Annotated in this window: 25 protein-coding genes; 4 read left to right on the forward strand and 21 right to left on the reverse strand. The window is 28.2% G+C overall.

Going from position 1 to position 25,298, the window contains the following annotated elements; translation table 11 throughout:
- Positions 1-262 precede the first annotated feature (262 nt).
- The 14 genes from HGAG_RS05965 to HGAG_RS06030 form a co-directional block, all read right to left on the reverse strand.
- Positions 263-637, reverse strand: coding sequence for a RidA family protein (locus HGAG_RS05965; RefSeq protein ID WP_019118303.1), 375 nt, complete (start codon positions 635-637; stop codon positions 263-265).
- 98 nt (positions 638-735) lie between these two features.
- On the reverse strand, positions 736-1,836 hold the full coding sequence (locus HGAG_RS05970; RefSeq protein ID WP_019118304.1) for a tetratricopeptide repeat protein: 1,101 nt from the start codon (positions 1,834-1,836) through the stop codon (positions 736-738).
- Between the two features lies 1 nt (position 1,837).
- Positions 1,838-2,539: a hypothetical protein gene (locus HGAG_RS05975; protein WP_004839175.1), complete on the reverse strand. Its 702-nt coding sequence runs from the start codon at positions 2,537-2,539 to the stop codon at positions 1,838-1,840.
- A complete protein-coding gene (gene argS / locus HGAG_RS05980; protein ID WP_019118305.1) occupies positions 2,539-4,239 on the reverse strand; it encodes an arginine--tRNA ligase in 1,701 nt (566 codons plus the stop codon). Before argS ends, HGAG_RS05975 begins: the two co-directional genes overlap by 1 nt.
- Before the next feature lie 13 nt (positions 4,240-4,252).
- Positions 4,253-6,595, reverse strand: a complete 2,343-nt coding sequence (locus tag HGAG_RS05985; protein WP_019118306.1) for an endonuclease MutS2 — start codon at positions 6,593-6,595, stop codon at positions 4,253-4,255.
- Positions 6,595-8,811, reverse strand: a complete 2,217-nt coding sequence (locus tag HGAG_RS05990; protein WP_019118307.1) for a peptidase U32 family protein — start codon at positions 8,809-8,811, stop codon at positions 6,595-6,597. Before HGAG_RS05990 ends, HGAG_RS05985 begins: the two co-directional genes overlap by 1 nt.
- Positions 8,811-9,335, reverse strand: a complete 525-nt coding sequence (locus HGAG_RS05995; RefSeq protein ID WP_019118308.1) for a cell division protein ZapA — start codon at positions 9,333-9,335, stop codon at positions 8,811-8,813. The genes HGAG_RS05990 and HGAG_RS05995 overlap by 1 nt, the downstream gene beginning before the upstream one ends.
- Positions 9,336-9,343: 8 nt before the next feature.
- On the reverse strand, positions 9,344-11,722 hold the full coding sequence (gene pheT, locus HGAG_RS06000) for a phenylalanine--tRNA ligase subunit beta (protein WP_019118309.1): 2,379 nt from the start codon (positions 11,720-11,722) through the stop codon (positions 9,344-9,346).
- 8 nt (positions 11,723-11,730) lie between these two features.
- Entirely contained in the window at positions 11,731-12,753 is a 1,023-nt protein-coding gene (gene pheS, locus HGAG_RS06005) for a phenylalanine--tRNA ligase subunit alpha (protein ID WP_019118310.1), read from the reverse strand.
- Positions 12,754-12,970: 217 nt separating this feature from the next.
- Positions 12,971-13,702, reverse strand: a complete 732-nt coding sequence (locus HGAG_RS06010; protein ID WP_019118311.1) for a TrmH family RNA methyltransferase — start codon at positions 13,700-13,702, stop codon at positions 12,971-12,973.
- A complete protein-coding gene (rplT, locus tag HGAG_RS06015; protein WP_004839183.1) occupies positions 13,702-14,055 on the reverse strand; it encodes a 50S ribosomal protein L20 in 354 nt (117 codons plus the stop codon). The genes HGAG_RS06010 and rplT overlap by 1 nt, the downstream gene beginning before the upstream one ends.
- A 12-nt stretch (positions 14,056-14,067) precedes the next feature.
- A complete protein-coding gene (rpmI, locus tag HGAG_RS06020; protein WP_004839184.1) occupies positions 14,068-14,268 on the reverse strand; it encodes a 50S ribosomal protein L35 in 201 nt (66 codons plus the stop codon).
- A gap of 9 nt (positions 14,269-14,277) precedes the next feature.
- Complete coding sequence (infC, locus tag HGAG_RS06025) at positions 14,278-14,832, reverse strand: translation initiation factor IF-3 (RefSeq protein ID WP_019118312.1); 555 nt, start codon at positions 14,830-14,832, stop codon at positions 14,278-14,280.
- Positions 14,833-15,041: 209 nt separating this feature from the next.
- Positions 15,042-16,418, reverse strand: coding sequence for an NAD(P)/FAD-dependent oxidoreductase (locus HGAG_RS06030; protein WP_019118313.1), 1,377 nt, complete (start codon positions 16,416-16,418; stop codon positions 15,042-15,044).
- A 151-nt stretch (positions 16,419-16,569) separates the two neighbouring features.
- Between HGAG_RS06030 and HGAG_RS06035 the strand changes: the two genes are divergently transcribed.
- The 3 genes from HGAG_RS06035 (at position 16,570) to HGAG_RS06045 (ending at position 19,113) form a co-directional block, all read left to right on the forward strand.
- Positions 16,570-16,854, forward strand: coding sequence for a DUF1648 domain-containing protein (locus HGAG_RS06035; RefSeq protein ID WP_019118314.1), 285 nt, complete (start codon positions 16,570-16,572; stop codon positions 16,852-16,854).
- 17 nt (positions 16,855-16,871) lie between these two features.
- On the forward strand, positions 16,872-17,210 hold the full coding sequence (locus HGAG_RS06040; RefSeq protein ID WP_019118315.1) for an SdpI family protein: 339 nt from the start codon (positions 16,872-16,874) through the stop codon (positions 17,208-17,210).
- A gap of 160 nt (positions 17,211-17,370) precedes the next feature.
- On the forward strand, positions 17,371-19,113 hold the full coding sequence (locus HGAG_RS06045) for a hypothetical protein (protein ID WP_019118316.1): 1,743 nt from the start codon (positions 17,371-17,373) through the stop codon (positions 19,111-19,113).
- A gap of 163 nt (positions 19,114-19,276) precedes the next feature.
- Here HGAG_RS06045 and HGAG_RS06050 read toward each other — a convergent pair whose 3' ends face one another.
- Together HGAG_RS06050 and HGAG_RS06055 are read right to left on the reverse strand one after the other, a co-directional pair.
- On the reverse strand, positions 19,277-19,705 hold the full coding sequence (locus HGAG_RS06050) for a Dps family protein (protein ID WP_019118317.1): 429 nt from the start codon (positions 19,703-19,705) through the stop codon (positions 19,277-19,279).
- 503 nt (positions 19,706-20,208) lie between these two features.
- Positions 20,209-21,447, reverse strand: coding sequence for an aminotransferase class I/II-fold pyridoxal phosphate-dependent enzyme (locus tag HGAG_RS06055; protein ID WP_019118318.1), 1,239 nt, complete (start codon positions 21,445-21,447; stop codon positions 20,209-20,211).
- 123 nt (positions 21,448-21,570) lie between these two features.
- Between HGAG_RS06055 and msrB the strand changes: the two genes are divergently transcribed.
- Complete coding sequence (gene msrB, locus HGAG_RS06060) at positions 21,571-22,008, forward strand: peptide-methionine (R)-S-oxide reductase MsrB (RefSeq protein WP_004839190.1); 438 nt, start codon at positions 21,571-21,573, stop codon at positions 22,006-22,008.
- A gap of 99 nt (positions 22,009-22,107) precedes the next feature.
- On the opposite strand, the gene HGAG_RS06065 is transcribed toward msrB, so the two are convergent.
- Genes HGAG_RS06065 through HGAG_RS06080 form a run of 5 tightly spaced genes read right to left on the reverse strand, consistent with a single transcriptional unit; the run spans position 22,108 to position 25,294 of the window.
- Entirely contained in the window at positions 22,108-23,220 is a 1,113-nt protein-coding gene (locus HGAG_RS06065) for a uroporphyrinogen decarboxylase family protein (RefSeq protein ID WP_234287369.1), read from the reverse strand.
- 11 nt (positions 23,221-23,231) lie between these two features.
- Entirely contained in the window at positions 23,232-24,347 is a 1,116-nt protein-coding gene (locus HGAG_RS06070) for a uroporphyrinogen decarboxylase family protein (protein WP_019118320.1), read from the reverse strand.
- 9 nt (positions 24,348-24,356) lie between these two features.
- Positions 24,357-24,521: a hypothetical protein gene (locus HGAG_RS12095; protein WP_019118321.1), complete on the reverse strand. Its 165-nt coding sequence runs from the start codon at positions 24,519-24,521 to the stop codon at positions 24,357-24,359.
- 56 nt (positions 24,522-24,577) lie between these two features.
- Positions 24,578-24,868, reverse strand: a complete 291-nt coding sequence (locus tag HGAG_RS12100) for a hypothetical protein (RefSeq protein ID WP_019118322.1) — start codon at positions 24,866-24,868, stop codon at positions 24,578-24,580.
- Complete coding sequence (locus HGAG_RS06080) at positions 24,869-25,294, reverse strand: DUF4430 domain-containing protein (RefSeq protein ID WP_019118323.1); 426 nt, start codon at positions 25,292-25,294, stop codon at positions 24,869-24,871. It abuts the gene before it with no gap.
- Between the last annotated feature and the right edge of the window lie 4 nt (positions 25,295-25,298).

Raw genomic sequence — 25,298 nt, forward strand, 5'->3', positions numbered from 1 at the left:
ATTCGCCAGTTTTAACTGACTATTTTAGTCTACCATCTTTATTTTCGCTTGTCAAGTTTTTTTCTTTCTTTTTTTGTGTTTTTTTACTTTTCTCGACTGCTTTTTTTGATGTCGACTTTTTTATTATATCGCGTTTATTTTTCTTGTCAAGACTTTTTTTCTTGCTTTTTTAAACGTGATAAAAAAAATATAGCTGTTGGTTAACAGCTATATTAGTATATTATTATTTTTTTCTATTGTCAAATATTTTTTTCTTAATTTATTAGATTTCTGCTATTGCTTCAATTTCTAATAATCCATTTTTTGGAAGTTTTCCAACTTCTACGCAGCTTCTTGCTGGTTTATGATCTCCAAAAAATTCTGCATAAGCTTCGTTTACTGCTGCAAAGTCGTTTACGTCATCTAAGAAAATATTTACTTTTACAATTTTTTCTACTGATGAGCCACCTGCTTCTACGATAGCTTTTACATTTTCTAATGATTGTCTTGTTGCTTTTTTAACGTCATCTGAAATTAATTCACCTGTTTCTGGTACTAATGGTAGTTGTCCTGATGAATATACAAATCCGTTTGATGCTATTCCTTGTGAATATGCTCCTACTGCTCCTGGAGCATTTTTTGTTTCAATTATTTTCATAATTTCCTCCTTAAAAGTAAACGTTATTACATTATAAACATACTTTTTTTCTATTTTTATTCAACTGCAATAAAAAAATCTCAAAATTTAATTTGAGATTAATTTATTTTATATTGTTCTTTAATTATTTGTAAGTTTGTTGATAATTCGTCGCTAAGGTCGTCATAGCTTTCTAAATTTTCTATATCTTCTTTGGCTTTGTTGATATTATTTAGTGATAAATTTATTTGCAACCTATTGTAGATCATTCTTGGATCTTCTGGGTATTTTTTTAATCCTTGATTTATTATTTCTATTGCATCTATTGGTTTTTCTGTTGCGTATAAGCTTATTGAGTAATCGTTATAAAGCTCTCTAAATTCTCCGCCTTTTTCTAGGGAATTTTCAAAGGCTAGGATGGAATTTTCGTATTGTCCTATATTTTGATAGGCCACTCCTAAATAATAATAAGCGTCTGCTCTTTTTGTTTTTGATAAAAGCCTTGTTAGAATTTGTATTGCTTTGTCGAAGTTTCCTTTTCCTATATAATATAGTCCTTCTTCAATTTCGGCATTGTCAAAAATCATTTTGATTTTATCTCTTATTTCGTTTTGGGCTTCTATGTCTTTTGTTCTTTGTAGAGCATTTTCATAATAGGATCTTGCTTTTATATATTCTCCAAGATTTGCATATATATTTCCTAATTCATAATATGAAAGTGGAAAATCTTCGTCTTGGCTTATTATATCTTGCAAAATTCTAAGGGATTCTTTGATAAATTCGTCCTTGTATTCTGTATCTTCGTAGGCTTTTGGCCACAAAATTCTTGCATAATTATAGGCATTATATTTATCAAATGGATTTATTATATAAGCTCCTCTCAATAAAAGCAAGGATTTTTCTGTTTTGTTTTCCAAATTTTTTAGGGCCTTTTGTGTGGCGTAGGCTCCTATATTTTTTATATAATTTTCTATTATTTTTATATAGGTATCTTTGTATTTAAAATCCTTATCTATGGCAAGGTTCATTATTAAGCCGTCTAAAATTATATCTAGATTTATTTTATTTTCAAATTCTCCATTTATTACATTTTCTGATAAGTCTTCTGTGTAAAGAGCTAGTGGAGTTTTGTTTAATAAATCGTATGATGATTCTTTTTTTAGGTCAATATAGCCAAGCTTATCTGTAAAATTCAAAAAATATTGGTCAATTTTTGCCATCTTATCCTCTCATAAATTTTCTTTGTCTGTAGGAATGATTTGATAATGTTTTGAATAAATGTCCTTTAAATAATAAAGATATTGTATCCCAAAGGGCAAGCAATATTACATATATAAATTCATTTGCAAATGCTGATGTGTTTACTACAATCTTATTTATCAAAAATGAATCTATCAAAATAAATATTAGGGCATAAATTCCCCAAACAAAAAAATTGTTTTTTACAAAATTAAATGAGTCTATAAGTATACTAAATCCATAAACGCTATCTATATAGACAAGCTCTATTACAGCTGATGTAAATAATTTAAATAAAATTTTAAGCAAATTAGAAATTGCAGGATCAAGTCCACTCAATAAATTATCAAATATAAGCTCAATTATATAAATTGAAAACATTGCTGCCATTATTAAATAGAAAAAATTCGATATGGAATTTTCTATGGATTTTTTGCCTGTATTATTGTAAAGAACAATTGATCTTAAGGCTTGAGCAACAAAACACAAAATTAATATTTCTATAAAATAATTTATTAATGATGATAGGTATGAAGAGTTTAAAATTGATAAACCCTTCATGCCTTCAAATATCGACCTAACTACCAAAGATATGAAAAGAATATAGGATTTTTTTATTTTTTTTACACTTTCTGAAAATGCGTATTTAGAACATTCTAAAAAATCTATAATTCTTTCACTCATTACATTTGTTCCACTGTTTTGATTCCCAATATTCCTAAACCATTTTTAATTACAATTGATGTAGCTTTAGTTAGGGCAAGTCTTTCTTCTTTTAATTTTTCATCATCTACCAAGATTTGTGTAGAATTGTAGAATTTATTGAATTTTTGAGCAACTTCCATTACTTTTCTTGCAACTACTGATGGTTCAAGTCTATTTTTAGCAAGTATTATTGCGTCTTGGAAACTTTCTAATGCTTTAATCAAACTATATTCTTCATCTGTATTTAATTTTTCAAAATTCATTTGTTCAAATTCTTCTTTTCCAGCTTTTCTTAATACAGATTTTGCTCTTGCATAAGTGTAGTGTACGTATGGGCCTGTTTCTCCTTCGAAGTTTAATAATTCATCCCAATCAAATACATAGTCTTTGATTCTTGAATTGTATAATTCTTGGAATTTAACTGCACCAATACCTACAATTTTTGCTGCCTCATCTAGATTTTCAATTTGGTTATCTCTATCTTTCATTATTGAATATGTTTTTTCGATTGTTTTATTTAAAACATCTTCTAAGAAAACAACGTGACCTTTTCTTGTTGAAAGAACTTGGTCTTTTAGTGAAACCATACCAAATTGTACGTGTAAAACTTCTTCGCTTACATCTTCGTGTCCCATTAAGTATAAAATTTTCTTTAATTGTTGGAAATGTAATTTTTGTTGGCTTCCTACAATATATATATTTTTATCTAGTCCGTAAGTTCTATGTCTATAAAGTGCTGTAGCAACGTCTCTTGTAATATATGCTGATGAACCATTTGATTTAATTAACATTGATGGTGGCAAATTAAATTCGCTCAAATCTACAATATAAGCTCCATCAGATTCTACTAAAAGATTTTTTTCTTTTAATTCTTCAAGGGCTGCTGGCATCCATTGTGAATGGTAACTTTCTCCGTGATAGTTATCATATTTTATATCAAGCATTCCGTAAACTCTATCAAATTCTCTCAAAGATAAGTCTTTAAACCATTGCCATAATCTCATAGCTTCTTCTTCGCCATCTTCAAGATTTTTAAATTCTTGTCTAGCTTTTTCTTGATATTCTTCGTTATCTTCTTCTTCTTTTGTATATCTTACATATAAATTTAAAAGTTCATTGATAGGGTCTTTGTCGATTGCTTCTTTATCTCCCCAAAGTTTGTAAGCTGCAATCATTACACCAAATTGTGTACCATAATCTCCAATATAGTTTGAAGCTGTTACATTATATCCAAGATATTCATAAATATTTCTAATAACATCTCCAATTACTGTTGATCTAATGTGACCAATATGGAAAGGCTTAGCAATATTTACAGATGAGAACTCAACAAGCTCGTTGATTCCCTTACCCATATCACTTTTACCATAGTCATCTTCTTTTTCTATAACTTCATTAATTACATCGTTTGTTACTTTTTGTCTATCTAGATAAAAGTTTACATAAGCATTTTCATTTACAATTTTTTCAACGCCATCAATTTCTAAACTACTTGCAACTTCTTCTGCTATAAGTTTAGGATTTTTTCTCATAGTTTTTGCCAATGTAAAACAAGGGAAAGCAAAATCTCCCATATTTTCTTGAGGTGGAATTTCAATTAAATCATAAATTTTCTCATAATCCAAGCCTAGGTCTTTTTCTTCTAGCTTTTTAGCTATTAATTCTTTAAAATCTTTCATATTTCCTCCAATATTATTTGAATTTTACAATTGTAACTCCATATCCACCTTCTTTTTCATTTCCAGGTCTATAGGAGTCGATCATTTTATTATTTTTTAAATAATCGTTTATGCCATTTCTCAAAGCACCAGTCCCCTTGCCATGGATGATTTTTGCTTGGTCAAGGCCTGAGAGCATAGCATCATCTAGGTATTTATCAAAATTTCTCAAAGCTTCATCATATCTTTGCCCCCTCAAATCAAGAGTTGGTGAAATGTGCATGGCTTTTTTCGCTTTATAAATTCTGTTAGTATTTTCTTTAGTCTTATTTTCTGACTTAACTTTTGTAACATTTTTAATATTAGAATCCATTTTCAAAATACCCATTTGTACTTTTATATTACCCTTTTCGTCGGGATTTTCAATTACTTGAGCCTTTTCATTTAAGCCTGCAATTATAACTGTATCTCCAACCTTTAAGGTATCTGGTGCATTTTTACTTCTTTTTTCTTTTATTATTTCATTTTCCTTGTCAATCTTTGAAGATTTATATTTATTTCTAATATCATTTAAGGACCTATCTATATCAGAAATATTGGCATTTTTTGATTTTTTGGCGATTTTTAGCATTTCTTGACTTGCCATATTTGCATCTTCCAAAATTTTATTTGCCTTATCTTCTGCCTTTTCAATTATTTCTTTTTCTTCTTTTTTTATTTTTTCTGAAAGAGCCAAAAGATCATTTCTCGCTATTTTAATTTTTTTCTTATAGTCTTCTATCTCTTGATTTTTTATTTCCATTTCTTTTTTATTTTGGTCAAGCTCTTCAAGGATAGTGTTGAAATTTTTATTATCTTCAGAAAGAATTGATTGGGCGTTTGCTAATATTTCTTTATTTAAACCTAGTCTTTTCGAAATTTCAAAAGCATTTGATTTTCCAGGTGTTCCTATAATTAATTTGAAAGTTGGCGATAGAGTTTCAAGGTCAAATTCAACACTTGCATTCATTACCCCTTTTTTTTCTAAGGCATAGTATTTTAATTCTGAATAATGGGTTGTTGCAAAGGTCATTACATTTTTATTTTTCAAAAATTCCAAAATAGAAATTGCAAGGGCAGCGCCTTCTGTTGGATCTGTTCCACTTCCGACCTCATCTAGTAAAACCAATGAATTTTCGCTGACATTTTCTGTTATTTTTACAATATTTGTTAAAGACGCTGAAAAAGTTGAAAGACTCATCTCTATTGATTGGGTATCACCAATATCTAAAAATATATCATCAAAAACATTTACCAAACTATCATCACAAGGAATATAAAATCCTGCTTGAGCCATTAAAGAAACAAGACCAACAGTTTTAAGAGATACAGTTTTTCCTCCTGTATTTGGTCCTGTAATTATTAATGTCTTGTATCCATCTCCAATTTTTACATCTATCGGAACAACATTTCCTTTTAAAAGTGGATGACGGGCATTTTTTAAATTAATTATTTTTTTGTCGGTAAGTTTTGGCATGGTGTATTCGTGTGCCAAAAAATATTTTACCTTTGCTTGTAAGAAATCTATTCTTTGAATTAATTTTTGGTTTTCTAAAATTTCTTGGTCAAAGCCTTCTACAAATCTTGAAAGCCTATCTAAGATTCTTCTAATCTCATCACTTTCTTCAATTTGCAAATTTGAAAGGTCATTGTTTAATTCTACAATGGCATTTGGTTCAATAAAAAGTGTATTTCCTGATTGGGATCTGTCGTGGATTATTCCATTTAAAACTGCTTTTTTATTTGTTTTTACTGGAAGAACATATCTTCCGTCCCTAATTGAAACAACCTTATCTTGGAGAGATTCGTCAAATTTTGGAGATGAAATATAAAAGGACAATTTATTTTTAATTTCAGCTTCTTTTTTGCCTATTTTTTTTCTAATAGACCTTAAATTTGCTGAGGCATTATCTGCTATTTCATCTTCTGAAATAATTGACCTTTCGATTTCATCTTTTATAAAATCATTTACTGAAATCCTATCAAACAAGTCTTTTATGTAAGGATTTTCAATATTTTCCCCATATTCTTTCAAATAATTGCTAACCCTAAGTAGGTCTAAAACTTTTAAAAGCTCAAAGGGTTCTAGTATTCCTTTTTTTCTTACATAGCCAATAATTTCTTTTAAATCGTAAAGGCCAAAAATATCTATATTTCCATTTTCTACAAGAACCTCTTCCATGGCCTTGGTTTTTTCAAGTTCATCTTTTATTTCTTTTATATTATTTTTAGGTTTTATTTTTGAAATTTCTTTTTTAACAAGTTCACTTCTTGCATAAGTTTGGAGTTTTTCAAGAATTTTTCCAAACTCCAAAACTTCTAAGGTTTTTTCCTGCATTAAATAACACCCCTGTCATATCCAAGATTGTTAATCTTATTTTTTCTTATATTTTTTAAATCTTCATCATCTCTTACAAGATACAATAAAGATACTGATTTTTCAATTTTTTTAAGGTCAATGTTGGCACTTTCATTGGAATAAATTCTAGAAAGTCCATCCCTTCTTTTTATATCAAAAAGATTTCCGTCTTCATCTTTTATTTTTGAATCTGAAAATTTACAAGATTCACAGCCAACAAGCCCACATTTTTTTATGGCAGAAAACGGACAATGGCGCATATTCATAAGCTCAATTGGACCGTATGCCAAAATTTCTGTAGGATAAATTCTTGAATTTTTGTTTATATTTTCAAAAGAATTTTCAACTGAAGATGAAATCATTGAAGAAAAATTACTGTAAAAATCAAAAGCATAGGAATTAAAAACATTTAAGTATCTACCGATCCTAATTTCAAAACCATTTTTTAAAAGTTCATCTTTTAGGACAAAGTCTTTATAATTATTAAAAACTACTCCCTTAAAATTTTTCTCTTTTAAAAAAGAAATAAAATCAAGGTCATATTTTTTATCAGCATCCATAATATAGAAAATATTTAGCCCACCAAACTTTTTGTCGTATTTTCTCAAATAAATATTGTCAAAATCTTTTAATAAAGAAATATCTATGTCATTTGACAAAAGTTCTATATTTTTTTCTCTTTTATAATTTTTCTTATCTTTTAATTTTCTTTTTTCAATTTTAACTGGTTTATTTTTGTAAATTGAAAGTCTTTTTTCATTTAAAATTTCTATTGCTTTTCTTCTCATTGAATTTATATCTTTTTTTCTCAAAAATATATTTGGTGCTATATTTATTTCAACTTCATTAGCCTTATAAATTGTATTTCCAAGTTTTGTAAGATTTTCTGAAATATCTTTTTTCGTTAAAGAAATATTTTTTCCTTCTTCAACCAAATTTTCTCCTTCATAAGAAATTTTTGTATCTTTATATTTGAGGGTAATTTTTGGCTTTTGTCCAATCTTTACTTCAAATTTTATGTCTAAAGGCAAATTTTTGTAATAATTTAGACCTTGGTCTAGATTTTCTTTTAAAATTTTTGAAGAAAGAAGATAAATATTTGAATTCAATTTTGCATCTGGGAAATCTTTTAATTCTAATTCTTGATTTTTTTTCAAATCCTCTGTCAAGGTCAAAGGAAGTTTTCTATTTTTTTCAGTTGTAACTTGAAGAATTGATTCTTTTATCAAATTTGAATTTGATTTAAAAAATCTCTTACCATTTTTTTCATAAACTTCGCCAATTTTTCTGTGTTTATTTTCATTTTCAAGGGCAAGATAGGATGATTTTTGTCCAAATATAAAACCGTTTGTGTAGGACCTATTTGAAATATCTCTTAATTGGTCCTTATCATAAGAGTTTTTCTCTAATTTTTGCCTATAATTTTTTACAGTATTGTAGACATATTCATCAGTTTTCATTCGTCCTTCAATTTTTAATGAATCGACTCCAGCTTTTATTAAATCATCAGTAAAATCTATGGTTGATAAATCTTTCATTGAAAGATAGTAATCTTCTCCCAAAACTTTCCCATCATTTATAAGCTGATATTTTTTTCTACAAATTCCTGCACACCTACCCCTGTTTGCAGATCTTTTTCCAAGATATGATGACATCAAACATTCTCCAGAAAAAGAAACGCAAAGAGATCCATGAACAAAAACTTCTGTATCAATATCTATTTTGCAAATTTTTTCTATCTCATCAATTTCAGTTTCTCTTGCAACAACCACCCTATCAAAACCTAATTTTTTTGCAGTAATTGCTCCCTCATAATCTTTTATCGCCATCTGCGTCGAGGCATGAAATTCTAATTTGTGCTTTGCATTTTCATTTATATCTTTAACCAAAGAATATAGACCAATATCTTGGATCAAAATCGCATCAGCTCCGTATTCAAAAAGTTTTTCAATATAAAAAATCGCCTTATCAATTTCTTCATCTTTAATAAGAGTGTTTATAGTTATAAAAACTTTCTTATCAAATAAATGAACATAATCAATTACTTCTTCAATATTTTTAAGCGAGAAATTTTTGGCGTAGGCTCTTGCTCCAAAATCGTCAAGTGCCAAATAAAAACTGCAAGCCCCTGCAGAAAGTCCAGCATAAAGCATGGACATTTTCCCAACAGGAGCTAATATTTCAACATCTTTCATTATAAATCTCTTTTCAAATCTTCATTTTCTTTTTGTAAATCTAAATTTTCTTCTTGCAAAGACATAAGATTTTCTCTTAATTTTTGAAGATTTTCATCTTTGGATTTATTTATTTTATTTTTTTTGTCAATTTCATCATTTAACCTATTGATTGTAGAATTTAATTCATCGATTTTTTTCATAGATTCCATAAAATCTTTTTTGGATTTTTCAAAATCATCTTTTATAAGTTGATTTTCTTCTTCCAAATCTTCATAGGCTTCTTTTATTTTTGGATAATTTTCGATTGGCTCTTCGGCTTCTTTTCTTAAATTTTTATGCTTAATCAAAAGTTTATACATTTCATCAGCAATATTTAAAGATGCCAAAACCAATTGGTTTTCACGAGTTAGCTTGTCATTATCGATTTCTCTTATTTTTTTGTCGACATAAGCTGCTATTTGTTCAATTTGATTTTCATCTTGATCACTTATCAAAGTGTAGTCCATGCCAGCAATATTAACAACAATTTTATTATCTGCCACTTTAACTCCTAACTACGCAAGTTTATATTTCCCTTACTTAAATCTTCTAAAAATTCTTTTTCAATTTTTTCTACTTCTTCATCTTTTAATGTAGCATCATTTTTACCGTAGGAAACTTTGTAAGAAATTGATTTTTGTCCCTCATCAATTTGACTTCCAGTATAAATATCAAAAATTTCAATATTTCTTACCAAACCATTCGCTCTTGAAATAATTATATCTTCAATCATTTGACTTTCTACATTCCTATCACAAGTAAATGAATAATCACGTAAAATTGATGGGAATTTTGAAAGGGCCTTGTATTTTACTTGGTCGATTTTTTTATCTTTTATCATAGAAAGATCAATTTCAAGTGCCAAGGCTGGATTTTTGATTTTAAATTCTTCCATAACTTCATAGGAAATTTGTCCCATAATACCAATTTTTTCTCCATCAAGATAAATATTTGCACATCTTCCTGGGTGGAAAGTTCTTATATTTTCTTCAGTTTCAAATCTGAATCCATAAAAACCAGTTTTACCCATAGCTTTAATAAAGAAATCTTTCAAATCATAGAAAGAATAATCTCCATAAAGACCCATGGTCAAATATTGTTTTTCTTCTGGAAGGTCAACTCCATCTTTAATAAAAGCAGTTCCAATTTCATAAAATCTCAAATCATTTTGTTTTTTGGAAATATTTTTATAAAAAGTATCAAGCATATTTGAAAGAAGGGTTGTTCTCATTACAGAATAATCTTCTCCCAAAGGATTTATAATTTTTATATAATCTCTTAATTTTGAATTTTCATCAACCAACAATTTATCATAATCTCTTGGAGAAATAAATGAATAGGTTGTAATTTCTGAGAATTTTTGTCCAAATAAATTATTTTTCAATTCATCTTTCAATAATCTCATTGGAGTTTTTTCTCCTCTTTGCAAAGATGAATAAAGTGGTTTTGACTCAACTTTTCCCATTCCATAAAGTCTTGCAACTTCTTCGATTAAATCTGCCTCAATTGAAATATCCATTCTGAAATTTGGAATATTTGCTTCAATTGTGTCATCATCAATATCTTCAATATCAAATTCCAAAGATTTTAAATAAGAAACAGCCTCATCTTTTGAAAAATCTTTTCCAATTAAAGAATTTAATCTAGAGATTCTAAGTTTTACTTTATTTTCTGGACTTTCTTTTATTCCCTCATCAAAACGATCTTCTAAAACTTCTCCAATTCCAAGATCAGTTATAAGTTTCATCACTCTTTTTGATGCAAAGTCTGCATTTTCTACAGAAATTTCTTTTTCAAATCTTGATGACGCCTCACTTCTTAAATTTAAAAATTTAGAAGATTTTCTAATATTATCAGAATCGAAATTTGCTGATTCAAGAAGAATAGTTTTTGTATTTTCTGTAATTTCACTATCCATTGATCCCATAATTCCAGCAAGACCAATTGCTTCTTTTCCATCAGAAATTACCAAAACTTCTTCATTTAATTTTCTTTCTTCTCCGTCAAGGGTTTTAATTATTTCTCCCTCATTAGCATCTCTTACAATTATTTTTCTATCATGTAAAGTTTCAAGATCGTAAGCATGAAGAGGTTGACCTGTTTCAAGCATTACAAAATTTGTAATATCTACAACATTATTTACAGGTCTCATTCCAGCAAGCATCAAACAATTTTTAAGCCATTGAGGAGATTCGCCAACTTTTACATTTTTAATAATTCTTCCTGTAAATCTTTTACAATTTTTTGATTTGATTTCAATCCCATTAAAGTAATCTTCTTTTTTATCAGAAACTGTTGGGTATTCTAATGATGGATAAGTAATTTTTTTATCAAAAGATGCAGCAGATTCTCTTGCCATTCCAATAATTGAAAGACAATCAGGTCTATTTGGAGTGATTTCATATTCAATTACTGGAGTATTTGAAAATAAAACTTCAACAGCAGGAGTTCCTGGTTCAAATTTTCCAGATAAAACTATAACTCCATCCTTTGATTTTTTTTCAATAACAGAATCATCATAGCCAATTTCTTTGTATGATGTAAGCATGCCCTCGCTTACAATTCCAAAAAATTCATGGTCATCAATTTTTTGTCCGTTAATTTCTGTTCCTGATTTAATTACTATAAGATAGTCGCCTTCTTTTGTATTTTTTGCAGAAGTTACTATAGTAATTTCTTCTCCAACATCAATTTTAAGAACAAATAATTTGTCGGCATTTGGATGCTTTTCTTGTTTTAAAACTTTTCCTACAACAAGGCCATCAAGTTTATCAGAAATAGAATTTACACTTTCTACGTGTGATCCTGTTTCTGATAATCTGTCTGTAATTGTTTTTAAATCTTCGTCTAATTTTATATAATCATTTTGCCAAATTAAAGGTACTAACATAATCCCTCCTAGAATTGCTCAATAAATCTTTTGTCATTATCAAATAGTAATCTAATATCATCTAGTCCGTACTTAACCATGGCAATTCTATCAACACCAAGACCAAAGGCAAAACCAGTATATTTTTCACTATCAATTCCACAATTTTCTAATACATTTGGATGAACCATTCCGCCACCCAAAAGTTCCATTGACCAACCAGTATTTGAACAAGCAGGACATCCCTTGCCACCACAAATTGGACAAGTTACGTCAACTTCAAGAGATGGTTCTGTAAATGGAAAATGATGAGGACGATAACGCATTTTCATTTGGTCACCAAACATTTCTTTTATAAAAGTTTCAAGAGTTGCTTTTAAATTTGCAAGTGATACATTCTCATCAACAACTAAGCATTCCAATTGATGAAACATTGGAGAGTGAGTTGCATCTACTTCATCATTTCTAAAAACTCTTCCAGCTGAAACCATTTTTATTGGAAGTTTTCCCTCATTCATAACACGAATTTGCATACTTGATGTGTGAGGACGAAGAAGTGTATTTTCATTTATATAAAAAGTGTCAGAAAGTGATCTTGATGGGTGATTTTTTGGAGAATTTAAATCATCAAAAACATTTTTTACCGTATCAATTTCTGGTCCTTCAACAACGTCAAAGCCCATATTTTGAAAAATTTCTTCAAGCTCTGCCATTGTTTGATTTATAACTGAAAAATGTCCACTAGAATAAAGGTCGAAATTTGCAGTTACATCAATTTTTTCTTCTTTAATTTTTTTATCTAAAAGAATTTTTTTAATTTCTTCTTTTCTCTCTTCAAGTTTATTTTCAACTTCGTTTGAAGTTTGGTTTATAAGTTTTCCTGCCATTGGCTTTTCTTCATTTGGCAATTTTGAAATATTTTTCTTTAATGAAGTTATTTCACCTTTTTTACCAAGATATTTGACTCTTAAATCGTCAAGAGCTTTTAAGTCTTCACTTTTTTCAATTGCCTCAGTCGCTTCTTCAACCAAGGCCTCTAATTTTTCTTTCATTTTTTCTCCTTTAATTTTTGGTACAAAAAAACTGCCCTGTAAAAGGACAGACTTATCTGCGGTACCACCTAATTTGATTGTAATAATCCACTCAATAATTATAACGCATTACCGTCTCAACTACTTAATTCGTATCAAAGCTAGGCGGGGAATTACTATACCGTTACAAGGTGGCCTCTCATCATCTACCACTTGCTTTGCTTGGATAGTATAGCTTTTATCCGCTTTGGCTAAAATTATTCATCAATATTGATGCAGCAATTGCCGCATTTAATGATTCGATTTTTCCATCCATTTTTATGGATACAAAATCATTTGATAAATCTTTTAAAGATTTACTAATTCCATTAGCCTCGTTTCCTATTGCTAATATTATTTTATCACAAGATTTGTAATAATCTACTGATTTTCCATTCATATCTGCCAAAACCAGTTTGTAATTTTTATCTAACAATTTTTTTAAATCATTTATTTCAAATTCGATAAAATTTAACCTAAATAGAGAACCCATACTTGCTCTAATTGTTTTTTCATTGTATATATCTACACAAGAATTTAATAAAATTATATCCTTAAAAGAAAATGCCTCGGCACTTCTTATAATCGTGCCAAGATTTCCTGGATCTTGTATATGGTCTAAAAGTAAAATTTTATCAGAAGAAATTTCTTTTTGATTTTTTATTTTCAAACAAGCTGAAACACCTTCAGGATTTTCAAGTAAAGATAGCTTATCAAATAATTTATTTGAAAAAACTATCTTTTTAAAATTAGTTTCATAATCTTTCATATCTTCATTTACAAAAACAAATTCACATTCAAAGTCTTTTGGAATTTGTTCTACAATTTTTATTGATTCGACTACGAAAGAATTAAACTTTTTCCTGTATTTCTTCTTTTTTAATTTATTTAAATACTTATATTTTTCGTTAGATTCTGATTTTATTATCATTAAGCTGCTTGGTTAGCTAATTCTACTAATTTTGTAAATTCTTCTGGATTTGATACAGCAATTTCTGCAAGCATTTTTCTATTAATATCTATATTTGCTTTTTTAAGATTTCCCATTAATTTAGAATAGCTTGTTCCATTTGCTCTTGCTGCTGCATTTATTCTTGCAATCCATAATTTTCTAAAATCTCTTTTTCTTCTTTTTCTTCCAATGAATGCATATTGTAAAGATTTCATTACTGCTTGATTTGCAGTTTTGAAAAGTAATGATTTTGAACCGTAGTAACCTTTAGCTTGTTTAAGAACTTTTTTATGTCTTTTTTTAGCGTTTAATGCTCTTTTTACTCTTGCCATTGTTTCCTCCTATTAGATATTTAATAATCTTTTGATATTTTTTGTATCGCCTTTAGATGCCATTGTAGATTTTCTTAATCTTCTTTTTCTTGCTGGTGTTTTTTTAGCTGTAAGGTGTCCCTTATAAGCTTTGTGTCTTTTTATTTTTCCACTGCCTGTAACTTTAAATCTTTTTGCAGCTGCTCTTTTTGTTTTGATTTTGTTCTTAGCCATATTTGCCTCCTATTTTTCTTCTGTCTTTGGTGAAATGAATAGTACAAGTGATCTTCCTTCCATTGCTGGTTTCTTATCAACTTGTGCACAATCTCCAACAAATTCCATAAATTTATCTAATACATCATAGCCTAAGTTTTTATGACCCAATTCTCTACCTTTAAATCTTAATGAGACTTTTACCTTGTCTCCGTTGTTAAGAAATTTCTTTGTTTGATTAGCCTTGGTTGCTAGGTCATGATCTTCGATATTTAAGCTAAATCTTGTTTCTTTTGTTTGAGTTGTTTTTTGTTTTTTCTTATTTTCTTTAGCTTTTTTTTCTTGGTCGTATTTAAACTTCCCATAATCCATAATTCTTGCAACTGGTGGCTTAGCATTTGGTGACATTAATACTAGATCCAATTGTTTATCATAAGCCATATCCAAAGCTTCATCTTTTGATACAACTCCAATTTGTGATCCGTCTTCGTCTATAAGTCTAAGCTTATTGTCTCTAATTTCGTCATTAATTTTTAAATCTTTTATAATGTTACCTCCAAAATATTCAAATAAAAAAATGGGCACTCAAAGTACCCATATAAAATACAAAATATAATTAGAAAATTATTCTAACAAGAGATTGTAACCTGAAAACAAATTGTCGGCAGGTGAGTTGTGGGTACTTCTTTAACTCTCTTTTGTTATGATACAAGAATTTATATTTTTTGTCAAATATTTTTATTTGAAAATTTAATTTTAAAAATCAAAATTTTTTAAATCAAAATTTAAAATTATTAAGCTCTTTCATTTAAAATTCTTGCCATTTCAACTCCTGATGCTGAAGCTTGTGATAGGGAATGTGTTACTCCTGATCCATCGCCTAGACAAAATAGATTTTTTTGGCTTGTTTCAAATTCTTCATTAACTTCTACAACTGAATTATAAAATTTAACTTCTATTCCATATAAAAGTGTATCGTCGTTTGCCATTCCCGGAGCAATTTTATCAAGAGCATAAATCATTTCTATTATGTCATCTAATTGTCTTTTTGGCATAACTAATGACAAATCTCCAGCTGTTGCATTTAAGGTTGGTCTTAGGAAAGATTTTTTCATTCTTCTTTCTGATGATCTTCTTCCCTTTACAAGATCTCCAAATCTTTGCATCAATACTCCGCCACCTAGCATATTTGAAACTCTTGCTATTGATTCGCCATATTCATTTGAATCTTTAAATGGTTCTGTAAATTTATTTGTAACCAAAAGAGCAAAATTTGTATTTTCTGTTCTAAGTTCTGGGTTTGCATAAGAGTGACCGTTCACAGTCATAATTCCATTTGTATTTTCTGTTACAACTTCTCCATAAGGATTCATACAAAATGTTCTTACAAGATCGTTATATTGTTTTGTTTGATAAACAATTTTTGCTTCATAAACTTTATCTGTGATGTGTTTAAAAACTTCTGCTGGAACTTCTACACGAACTCCAATATCAACCCTATTTTTTTTCATTTCTACATCAAATTCTTGGCAAGTATCTGAAATCCATTTTGAACCAGATCTTCCTGCAGCAAGAACTAAATATTTACATTTTATTATTTCATTCTTGTCAGTTTTTACAAAATAATATCCATCTTCAAAATCTACACTTATAACTTTTGTCATAAATTCAAAATCTACAGTATCTTTTACATAATCGTATATTTTTTGTAAAATTTCTCTGTTTCTTTCTGTACCAAAATGACGAACTTTTGCTGTTAATAAATGCAAATCATTTTTTAGACATTCACTTTTTAATCCTGTATTTTCTGTTGAATAAAGTGTAGCATCTCCCTTATCAAAATCCATAAGAACAGAATCTACATATTCCATTAATTTAAGAGCCTTATCTTCTCCAATATAATTATGTAAATCTCCACCAAAATTGGTTGTTATATTATATTTTCCATCTGATAAAGTTCCTGCTCCTCCAAATCCATACATTATATTGCAAGGATTGCATCCTATACAAGAATTAACTTTTCCCTCTGATATAGGACATTTTCTAGCTTTTACTTTTCTTCCTGCATCTATTACACAAACTTTTTTTTCTGAATTTAATTTAGTAAATTCGTAGGCCATAAAAGATCCGCTAGCGCCGCTGCCTACTACAACAACATCATATTCTTTCATAATATTCCTTTCTTGTTTCGCATACATAGTTATTATAGCATTTAAAAATAAAAAACAAAATAATTTTATTTTTAAATTTTTAAACTTATATACTTTTGCAAGTAAATTTAATATAATGATATTAATTAAAGTAGAAAGGTAGGTGGATTTTTTGAAAGAAAATAAAAAAAATTTAATTTTTGCAACGATTATTTTTATTTTATCTATAATAATAGCAATTATTTTTTATGATAGGCTTCCAGTAAGAATTCCAATTCATTATGATTTGTATGCAGATTCTAATTTTTATACAAATAAAACTAATGCTTTGTTGTTTGTGATTACTTTTATGATTTTGCTTTATATAGCATTTTTTCTTATCATTAGCCTTGATCCAAAATCTGACAAACACGACAAAAATTATAAGCACATTTTTTATTATTTATACCAATTTTAAATTTTCTTATCGTAAGTTTGACTGTTTGGAAAACTTTTAATGATAATATTGATGTTGGCAGAATTTTACTTGGACTTTTTTCTTTGCTTGTAGCAATTAGCGGAATTTTTATGCCAAAAATAAAAAGAAATTATACCATGGGATTTAGGACATCTTGGGCTATGGAAGATGATTTAGTGTGGAAAAAAACTCAAAAATTTGCAGGGATTTTATTTTTCTTTAGCGGAATTATTTCACTTACATCCTTATCATTTTCTTTAAATATTTGCTTTTATATTTTTATAGCTAGTCTAATAATTTCAACTTTATTTTCCTTTATTTATTCTTATTATATTTATAGGAAAATAAAAAAATAAATTTGTAATTTTAAAATGAGATTTTTTGTAAGAACTTATTAAATGATTTTGATGAATGTTCTTATAAAGAATCTTTTTTTCTTGTTTTAGATGGGGATTTGATATATAATTAATAAAAATTATTAATAAAAATAGAAAAGAGTAAAGAAAGAGAGATAAAATGAGCAAAGAATTTTCGATTACAGGCAACAAAGCCATATTAAATTTATCCGAACAATTTTTTAATGATGTAAATGAACTTTTAAATAGTGAATCCTTTCTTGATTTGACAAAATGTTTTATAAATTATCACAAAAAGGATTCGACAAGAGTATATGCTTATATTGAACAGTTTTTTATAAATTCATCTGTCGATTCTCTTGCAAGAGAGCTAACTGATATTTTAAAACTTTTAACAGTAATGAATATTGATGAAGTTTCATCAAAAATTAATAAATATCACAATTTAAATAAGGAAAAAGATGGCTTACTAAAAATAGTTGAGGAATTTTATAATTATTGGAGAAATCTTGAAAGATATTCAATAATAAAACAAAATGAAAATTCAAGAGGAGTTGGAGTTGTAAATTTTGTTGAAATAAATGAAAAATTAAAAAATATGATTCTTCAAGCCTACAGGCGAATTGAAATGTCAATTCTTGGAGAATGGCCAAAGGTTTATAGGCAAGTCCCAGCTGCTGCCGATGCGTCTATTATGATTAGGCAATTTAATAAAAATTATCCAGAAATTTATAAAGATTTAAATAAAATTCCATTTATAACTCAAGTTATGATTGAAACTCCTTATATAACTTATACAAAATCAAACAAGAGAGATGGGGTTTTTGAAGAAGTTTATGAAAATCCAATTTTAAATACAAATATAAATTATCCACACTTTTTCTGTTATCCAGCAAAAGTTGGCGATAATTTAATTTTTATATATTTTCATAGAGATTTATTAACACATGGGGTTTCTGCATCAAACCTTTTCGAATTAGCTGACGTTAAAGAAATCGAAGAAAAAACGCCAGATGCAATTTATATTTATGGACCAAAAGATCAAGGCGAAAGAAAAAATTCTTTTTACTATGATAAGGAAAATAAATTATATGTAGGCTACATTGCTTACTCTGATAAAATTGATTATTTTGGTTATTTGAAAAAAATGGTCCTTACATTAAATAACGTAATAAATATTAAAAAAGAATATTTGCCAATTCATGGTGCAGGACTTTCTGTAGTTTTGCAAAATAATAAAACTGTAAATATTGTAATTCTTGGCGATAGCGGAGCAGGAAAAAGCGAATCAATAGAAGCTTTCAGATCACTTGCCAAAGATTATATAAAAGAAATGACAATAGTCTTTGACGATATGGGTTCATTTAGAATTCAAAATAATAAAGTTTATGCTTATGGAACAGAAATTGGAGCCTTTGTAAGACTTGATGACCTTGATGCAGGTTACGCCTTTAAACAAATCGACAGGTCAATTTTTATGAATCCTGACAAAGTAAATTCAAGATTAATAATGCCAGTTGCATCTTTTGATGAAATAAATTTAGGATATGAAGTTGATTTTTTCCTATACGCTGACAATTATTCAGCAGTTCTTGACGGATGTGATTCAATAGAAATTTTTGATAAAAAAGAAGAAGCCCTAAGAGTTTTCAAAAGAGGTGCAAGACTTGCCAAAGGAACAACAACCGAAACAGGACTTGTTCAAACATATTTTGCAAATCCATTTGGCCCAGTTCAAAAAAGAGAAGAATGTGACAAATTACTAGATAAATATTTTGATAACTTATTTGAAAATAAAGTAAAAGTAGGAACAATAAAAACCCAACTAGGACTTAACAACATGCAATTTGAAGGCCCAAGATCCGCAGCCATTGAGCTTTTTGAATTAATTAAAAATATGTAAAAAAATAGACCGAAATATAGGTTTTAATCAGAAGGAATTTATATCAAATCAAAATAAAAAGTCTGTAGATAAAGTTATTAAATAAATCTTTTTAAGATTATTTTGTAACTTTATCTACAGACTTTTTGATTTAATATATTTTTAAAATAGTTTCAACAAAGTTTTATTTCAAGCTTGATTCAATAAACCAGATTTGTTTATTATAATCTTCAATATGGGACTCCATAACATTTGCTATAGAAAAATCATCTTTATTATTAGCTTCTTTTCTAATTTCCAAAGCAAGGTCTTTTTGAAGTTTTATATCTGAAAGAACAATTTCTAAAGCATCTTTCACACAAATTTCTTTAGATTCTTCTATTTCTTTTATTGTAGTAATCTCTAAATATTCTTTTAAATTAGCTACAGGAAATTCTCCAGACATTTTGATTAATTCTGCAACTTCATCAAGTCTTTCACTTGCTTTATCATATTCAGCTTCTAAATATTCATGAATAGCTACAAATTGCTTTCCTACAACGTTCCAATGTAAATTATGAAATTTAATATTTTCAACCGCAAGATTAGCGATATATAAGTTTAATTTTTTCATCTTTTTTATTCTCCTTTTTAATTTAATTATTAATTTTAAATTGATTCTAATTATCTATATTTTTACTATTATCCAAAAAAAATTTTTTTCAAGTTTTTTTTCAAGTTTTTTAATAAAAAATTAATTTTATAGTTTAATTGTAATAATTTAAAAGTTATATAAAAAATAAAAATATAAAATTATAAATCATAAATATTTTCTGAAATCACAAAGATATTAGCTCAAGACAATTTAAGATTTTTAAGAATTTAGACAGAAGCAATTTGGTTGTATCAAAATAAAACCATCCTACACCATATTCTCAACTAGCCAAATACGCCTTGATTTGACACATTTACCCCTAAAACAAAGTGTGAAAGCAATAAGAAGTTTTCAAAACAAACGCATTTCAGTTTGAGTGAAATAAACATATAGAGAGTTCTTGATACTTCTCAGCTTACTATGCTCACTCAAAATAGCAAAATATTTATTTTTTATAAAACTGTAATATTTGAATATATTTTCTAATTTATATTATCCATCACTTCTTTTATAATCTTTGGAGAAATTTTGCATTTTTCTTCGCTTACTGCACATACTGCAAATCTTAATCCTTCTTTGTTTGCAACTATATACATATCTTTTTCTTTTAATTTTTCTGCGATTTTTTTAGAATTCTTGCAAGGTATTGATATGAAAAATCCTCCAAAATATGGAAGGGTAACAAGTCCTACTTTTTTTGAATTTTCTGTGAAGGCTTTGGCTCTTTTTTCAAGCATTATTCTGTAAAATTCTAATTCTTTTTCGTAGGATTTTTTCTTTTTTTCATCCTTTTCTAAATCTACCAATATATTCATTCCTGCATGAGTTATGTTTGACCAAATTGCCCTGTTTGAGTGTTTCATTGAATCAAAAACTTGATTTGCAATTTCTTCATTTGACGAAACAATTATACAAGCTCCTGACCTTAGTCCATAAGCTGTGTAAGATTTACTCATTGAATAGGCAACTGTTGTGATAATATTTTCTGGTAAATCTCCAAATTTTTGGAAAAATTTCTTTTGCCTTCCATCTCCTGCAAATTCAATGTAGGCTACATCTAATAAAATCGCAATATATTTCCCATCATCTGCTCTATCTTTTATAATTTCTAAAATTTTATCCCACATAGAATCTTCAATTGAAAATCCTGTTGGATTATTTGCAGGCGAATTAAAAACGCACACTACCCTATCTTTTTTTTCTAAAGAAAAATCCAAGGCTTTTGTAAATTCTTTTAAATTAAATTCAAAATTTTCATCCAAAAATTCATAATTTAAAAATTCTCTATTGTATTCTTCGCACATTGTGGCGTAAGCTGGCCAATACCAATTTGGACAAATTACATAATCGCCCACACCTGATAGAGTCCAAATCGTATGTCTTACTGCTCCACTTCCCCCAGCTGTTGCAACTGATTTTATAAATCCATTTGGTTTATAAGCTCCAAAACATTTTTCAATTACTAGATCCAAAAATTCTTTGTCGCCTTCTATTGCTCCATAGCTTGCTATATCTTTTTTGTCCATATTTTTTAAAGTATCATAAACGCTATCAAAGGCAATAATATTTCCATCATCATCGATTAAAGTTCCCAAAGTGGAATTTATAATTTTATCTTTTCCTTTTTTTGCTATTGCTTTTTTACACTCTCCGCTAATTTTAAAAATTGCATCTTCAAGTCTAGGCCATTTCGCATGGTCTGCTATAATATTTTTCCCCATAATTTATCTCCATTTTTCATTATTATTGAAAATATTGTATCACTAATTAATTCATTTTAAAAGTAAATTAAAATTATTGCCTAAATTATTATAAATTAGTAAAATATTTGTAAGGAGGATATTATGGATGAGAAAATAAAAAAAGATAAACTTAATAAGATTTCTAAATTATCTTATGAGGTTACTCAAAAATCTTACACAGAAAAACCTTTTTCTAGTATCTACAATGATTTTTATAAGGATGGAATTTATGTAGATATAATTAGCGGAGAGGTTTTATTTTCATCTTTAGATAAGTTTGATTCTGGTTGTGGCTGGCCTTCTTTTACAAAGCCACTAGAAAATAATATAAAAGAAAATGAGGACTTATCTCATGGAATGATAAGAACAGAAGTAAAATCCAAAAATGCAAATTCACACCTAGGTCACGTTTTTCCTGACGGACCAAAAGAAAAAGGCGGACTAAGATATTGCATAAACGGCGCAAGCCTTAGATTTATTCCAAAAAAGAAATTAAAAGAAGAAGGATACGAAAAATATCTGGATTTATTTGAAAATTAAAAATAAATTTTCAAATAAAAATTTTTTATATTTTTGATAGACAAAAAAAATGAGCCTTAAATTTTTGTTAGAAATTTTTGGCTCATTTTTATAATTTTTTTATTCATTTATAGCTTGTGGCATTTCTCCTAATTTTGCATTTTTGCCGTATTTATTTATTGCATAAATAAAGGCATCCAAATTTTCTATTGGAGTTTTTACTGGAGAACCACAACCGGTTGCTGCTATATATCCACATTTTGCGTCAGCTGCTTTTTTTATGCAAGTTTTTACTGATTCTATTACATCATCAACCTTCCCATATCTCATTACTTCTACTGGAGGAATATTTCCTACAACAATTAATTTATCTTCAATTTCTTTTTTACATTCTTCTAAGTCTTCACAATTATCAACTGAGAAAAAATCTATATCCAAGTCCTTAAAATATTTCCATTGTTTTTTTGTATGACCGCAAATATGTAAATTTGCTTTTATTCCATTTAATTCGTAATATGCGCTCAATTGTTTTTTCAAATATGGCATAGAAAATTCTTCAACTTGCTTTGGACTTAAAATATCATCGCAACCAACTGGATCTACAACCATGACACTTGTTGGACCAAATTCTTTTTTGAAAGCTTTCGCCCATTTCATATTTGCTTCAAAACAAAAATCTAATAATTCTTTTACTCCTTGAGGATTTTTTCTCAAATCTCTCAAAAGTTTTTCAATTGGTCTAATGGCGGCGGCTGTTGTTATTGGCCCTGGAATTTCTGTTTCTATTGCCATATTTGGAAATCTTTCTTTTTGGATTCTTGCTCTTTCTAATTTTGGAGCCAAAACTTCATTTGTATAAGGATCTGGCAAATCAATTAAATTCATATCAAGCTTATCATCCATTACAAATTCTTCAATGTAATCAATGTCATCTTCTGGAAAAACTAATTTTGAACCAACAGCATGGCCCATAGTCCTAAGGCTTAATTCTTCGGTTAATCCCACAATTTTATATTTATCGTATTTGTATTGGACAATATCTGATAATTTGTCCACATCCTCCATATCACTAATTGTATAATTTAGATGATTTGCAATAATCCTATTTGTACTCATAATTGCAAATGGAATGTGATCAACTCTTTCTCCACTCAAATATTTAGATATTCTTTCTGATGAAGTAATTTCTGGTTTATAATTTTTCATCTCTTCTTTAAGTTCTTCTTTGTTCATAAATCCTCCCATTAATCTTCCCACACAGCTTGTGGAATTTCTCCGATTTTTGCATCTTCTCCATATTTTTGAACTGCATAGACAAAGGCATCCAAATTTTCCTTTGGAGTTTTTGCAGGTGTTGCACAACCAGTTGCACAAATAAAGCCCATTTTATTATCTGCACCTTTTTTTATACAAGATTTTACAGAATTTATTACATCATCCACGCTACCATTTCTCATCACATCAACTGGCGGAACATTTCCCATCAAAGATAATTTATCTTGAATTATTTCCTTACATTCACTAAGGTCATGACAATTATCAACACTAAATGATCCAATTTGTAATTTTTTCAGATTTTCCCATTGCCTTTTTGTGTGACCGCAAATATGAAGATTTGCCTTTATATTATTAACTTTATAAATCCTGTCAGTCAATTCTTTTAAATATGGAAAGGAAAATTCCTTTACTTGTTTTGGGCTTAAAATATCGTCACATGAAACTGGATCTGCAATCATCACTCCCACATCTCCAAATTCTTTATTAAAAACTTCAATCCATTTCATATTTGCTTCCAGAACAAAATCCAACAAGTCCTTTACTCCTTGGGGATTTTTTCTCAAATCTCTCAAAAGTTTTTCAATTGGCCTAAGGGCTGAAAGAACAGTCATTGGTCCTGCTACAAAAGTAGAAATTTTATGGTCTGGGAAATTTTCTTTTAGCCTTCTTGCATTATCAATTTTTCTTTTTAAAAATTTATTTTTGTAGGGATCTGGCATTTCTAATAAACTCATATCAATTTTATCTTCTAACAAATATTTTTCGACATGGTCTATATCATTTTCTGGAAAAATTCCACTTGAACCAAGGGCATAGCCCATTGCCCTAAGATTTAAACCTTCAGAAATTCCATAAACTTTATATTCTTGGCATCTTTTTTTAATAATTTCTATTAAATTTTCAATTTGGTCAGTTTCTTTTAATGTGTATCCCAAATTCATTCCATAAGCCATATCAAGACTCATTAGATTAAATGGCAAGTGGTCAACTCGCTCTCCTTTAAAATAGGCTTTTAATCTTTCGTCTGAAGTCATTTCTGGTTTATAATTTGAAATTTCTTTTTGAAGTTTTATTTTATCCATCATCTCTCCTTAATTTTTAAAATGCTTTTCTCCTGTAATATATTTTTCAAGCCTAAAGATAAGAAAAATATATATTACTATATTTCCTACCATATGGTTTATATCAAAAGGAATTGAACCAGCATAAAGTCCTAAAAAAGTAAATTTATTTCCATCTACCAAAAAAACTTGCATCAAAGTTATCAAAAATCCATATATAAAACCAGAAATCCCTAGAGCAATTGCCTTATTTATTTTTGTTTTTTAATTTTTATTTTATTAAATAAAATATAATTTGAAATTCCCAAAATTCCAAAATCCAAAACTTGAAATATAACCCAATAACCAAAACCTAGAAAAAAACTTGTTATGATCATAGTAGTCGCATTTACAATCAAAGATTCGTCAAGCTTTCCATTTATTGCAAGAATTAAAATTATATCTGAAAGAATTTGGACATTTGGGATTAATTTCAAATATATCCTTGTGATTACGCAAATTGCGCAAAGACCTGCAAGCCTTGTAAGTTTTTTTGTATCCATCTACATTTGTTCAAATCTAAATTCTATTTGGTCATTTTCTTTTGGAAGGTAATCGCCTATTCCAACTTCAGCCATTTCTCCATTTACATAATACATCCAATATTGGCTTTTTTCTTTGTCTTGTTTTATTCCTTCAAGTTCTGTCATCATTCCATCTTCAAATTTTGCCTTGTGATTTTCTTCAAGGTATTTTTGAAGACCATCCTTATCAATTTTTCCGTCTTCTTTTAAAATTTCTTTGTCATTTACTGTATCTTTAATTAAAATACTTACGTTTGTGACCTCTTCTTTTTCGTTAGACTCAATACTCACTACACTTGTTTGATTTGAATTATTAGAATTTTTTTCTTCATTTTTATTTGCACATGAAGTAAGAGTTAAAGTTGTTAGGGTAATAACGGTTAATAATTTTTTGTAATTTTTCATTTTT

Source organism: Anaerococcus obesiensis ph10 (assembly GCF_000311745.1).
Taxonomy (GTDB): domain Bacteria; phylum Bacillota; class Clostridia; order Tissierellales; family Peptoniphilaceae; genus Anaerococcus; species Anaerococcus vaginalis.

Bases quoted from the DNA above. Each gene is read 5' to 3' on its own strand.
- HGAG_RS05965 (WP_019118303.1), bottom strand. From the start codon at position 637: ATGAAAATAATTGAAACAAAAAATGCTCCAGGAGCAGTAGGAGCATAT.
- HGAG_RS05970 (WP_019118304.1), bottom strand. From the start codon at position 1,836: ATGGCAAAAATTGACCAATATTTTTTGAATTTTACAGATAAGCTTGGC.
- HGAG_RS05975 (WP_004839175.1), bottom strand. From the start codon at position 2,539: ATGAGTGAAAGAATTATAGATTTTTTAGAATGTTCTAAATACGCATTT.
- argS (WP_019118305.1), bottom strand. From the start codon at position 4,239: ATGAAAGATTTTAAAGAATTAATAGCTAAAAAGCTAGAAGAAAAAGAC.
- HGAG_RS05985 (WP_019118306.1), bottom strand. From the start codon at position 6,595: ATGCAGGAAAAAACCTTAGAAGTTTTGGAGTTTGGAAAAATTCTTGAA.
- HGAG_RS05990 (WP_019118307.1), bottom strand. From the start codon at position 8,811: ATGAAAGATGTTGAAATATTAGCTCCTGTTGGGAAAATGTCCATGCTT.
- pheT (WP_019118309.1), bottom strand. From the start codon at position 11,722: ATGTTAGTACCTTTAATTTGGCAAAATGATTATATAAAATTAGACGAA.
- pheS (WP_019118310.1), bottom strand. From the start codon at position 12,753: ATGAAAGAAAAATTAGAGGCCTTGGTTGAAGAAGCGACTGAGGCAATT.
- HGAG_RS06010 (WP_019118311.1), bottom strand. From the start codon at position 13,702: ATGATAATAAAATCAGAATCTAACGAAAAATATAAGTATTTAAATAAA.
- rplT (WP_004839183.1), bottom strand. From the start codon at position 14,055: ATGGCAAGAGTAAAAAGAGCATTAAACGCTAAAAAAAGACATAAAAAA.
- rpmI (WP_004839184.1), bottom strand. From the start codon at position 14,268: ATGGCTAAGAACAAAATCAAAACAAAAAGAGCAGCTGCAAAAAGATTT.
- HGAG_RS06030 (WP_019118313.1), bottom strand. From the start codon at position 16,418: ATGAAAGAATATGATGTTGTTGTAGTAGGCAGCGGCGCTAGCGGATCT.
- HGAG_RS06045 (WP_019118316.1), top strand. From the start codon at position 17,371: ATGAGCAAAGAATTTTCGATTACAGGCAACAAAGCCATATTAAATTTA.
- HGAG_RS06050 (WP_019118317.1), bottom strand. From the start codon at position 19,705: ATGAAAAAATTAAACTTATATATCGCTAATCTTGCGGTTGAAAATATT.
- HGAG_RS06055 (WP_019118318.1), bottom strand. From the start codon at position 21,447: ATGGGGAAAAATATTATAGCAGACCATGCGAAATGGCCTAGACTTGAA.
- msrB (WP_004839190.1), top strand. From the start codon at position 21,571: ATGGATGAGAAAATAAAAAAAGATAAACTTAATAAGATTTCTAAATTA.
- HGAG_RS06065 (WP_234287369.1), bottom strand. From the start codon at position 23,220: ATGAACAAAGAAGAACTTAAAGAAGAGATGAAAAATTATAAACCAGAA.
- HGAG_RS06070 (WP_019118320.1), bottom strand. From the start codon at position 24,347: ATGGATAAAATAAAACTTCAAAAAGAAATTTCAAATTATAAACCAGAA.
- HGAG_RS12095 (WP_019118321.1), bottom strand. From the start codon at position 24,521: ATGCAAGTTTTTTTGGTAGATGGAAATAAATTTACTTTTTTAGGACTT.
- HGAG_RS12100 (WP_019118322.1), bottom strand. From the start codon at position 24,868: ATGGATACAAAAAAACTTACAAGGCTTGCAGGTCTTTGCGCAATTTGC.
- HGAG_RS06080 (WP_019118323.1), bottom strand. From the start codon at position 25,294: ATGAAAAATTACAAAAAATTATTAACCGTTATTACCCTAACAACTTTA.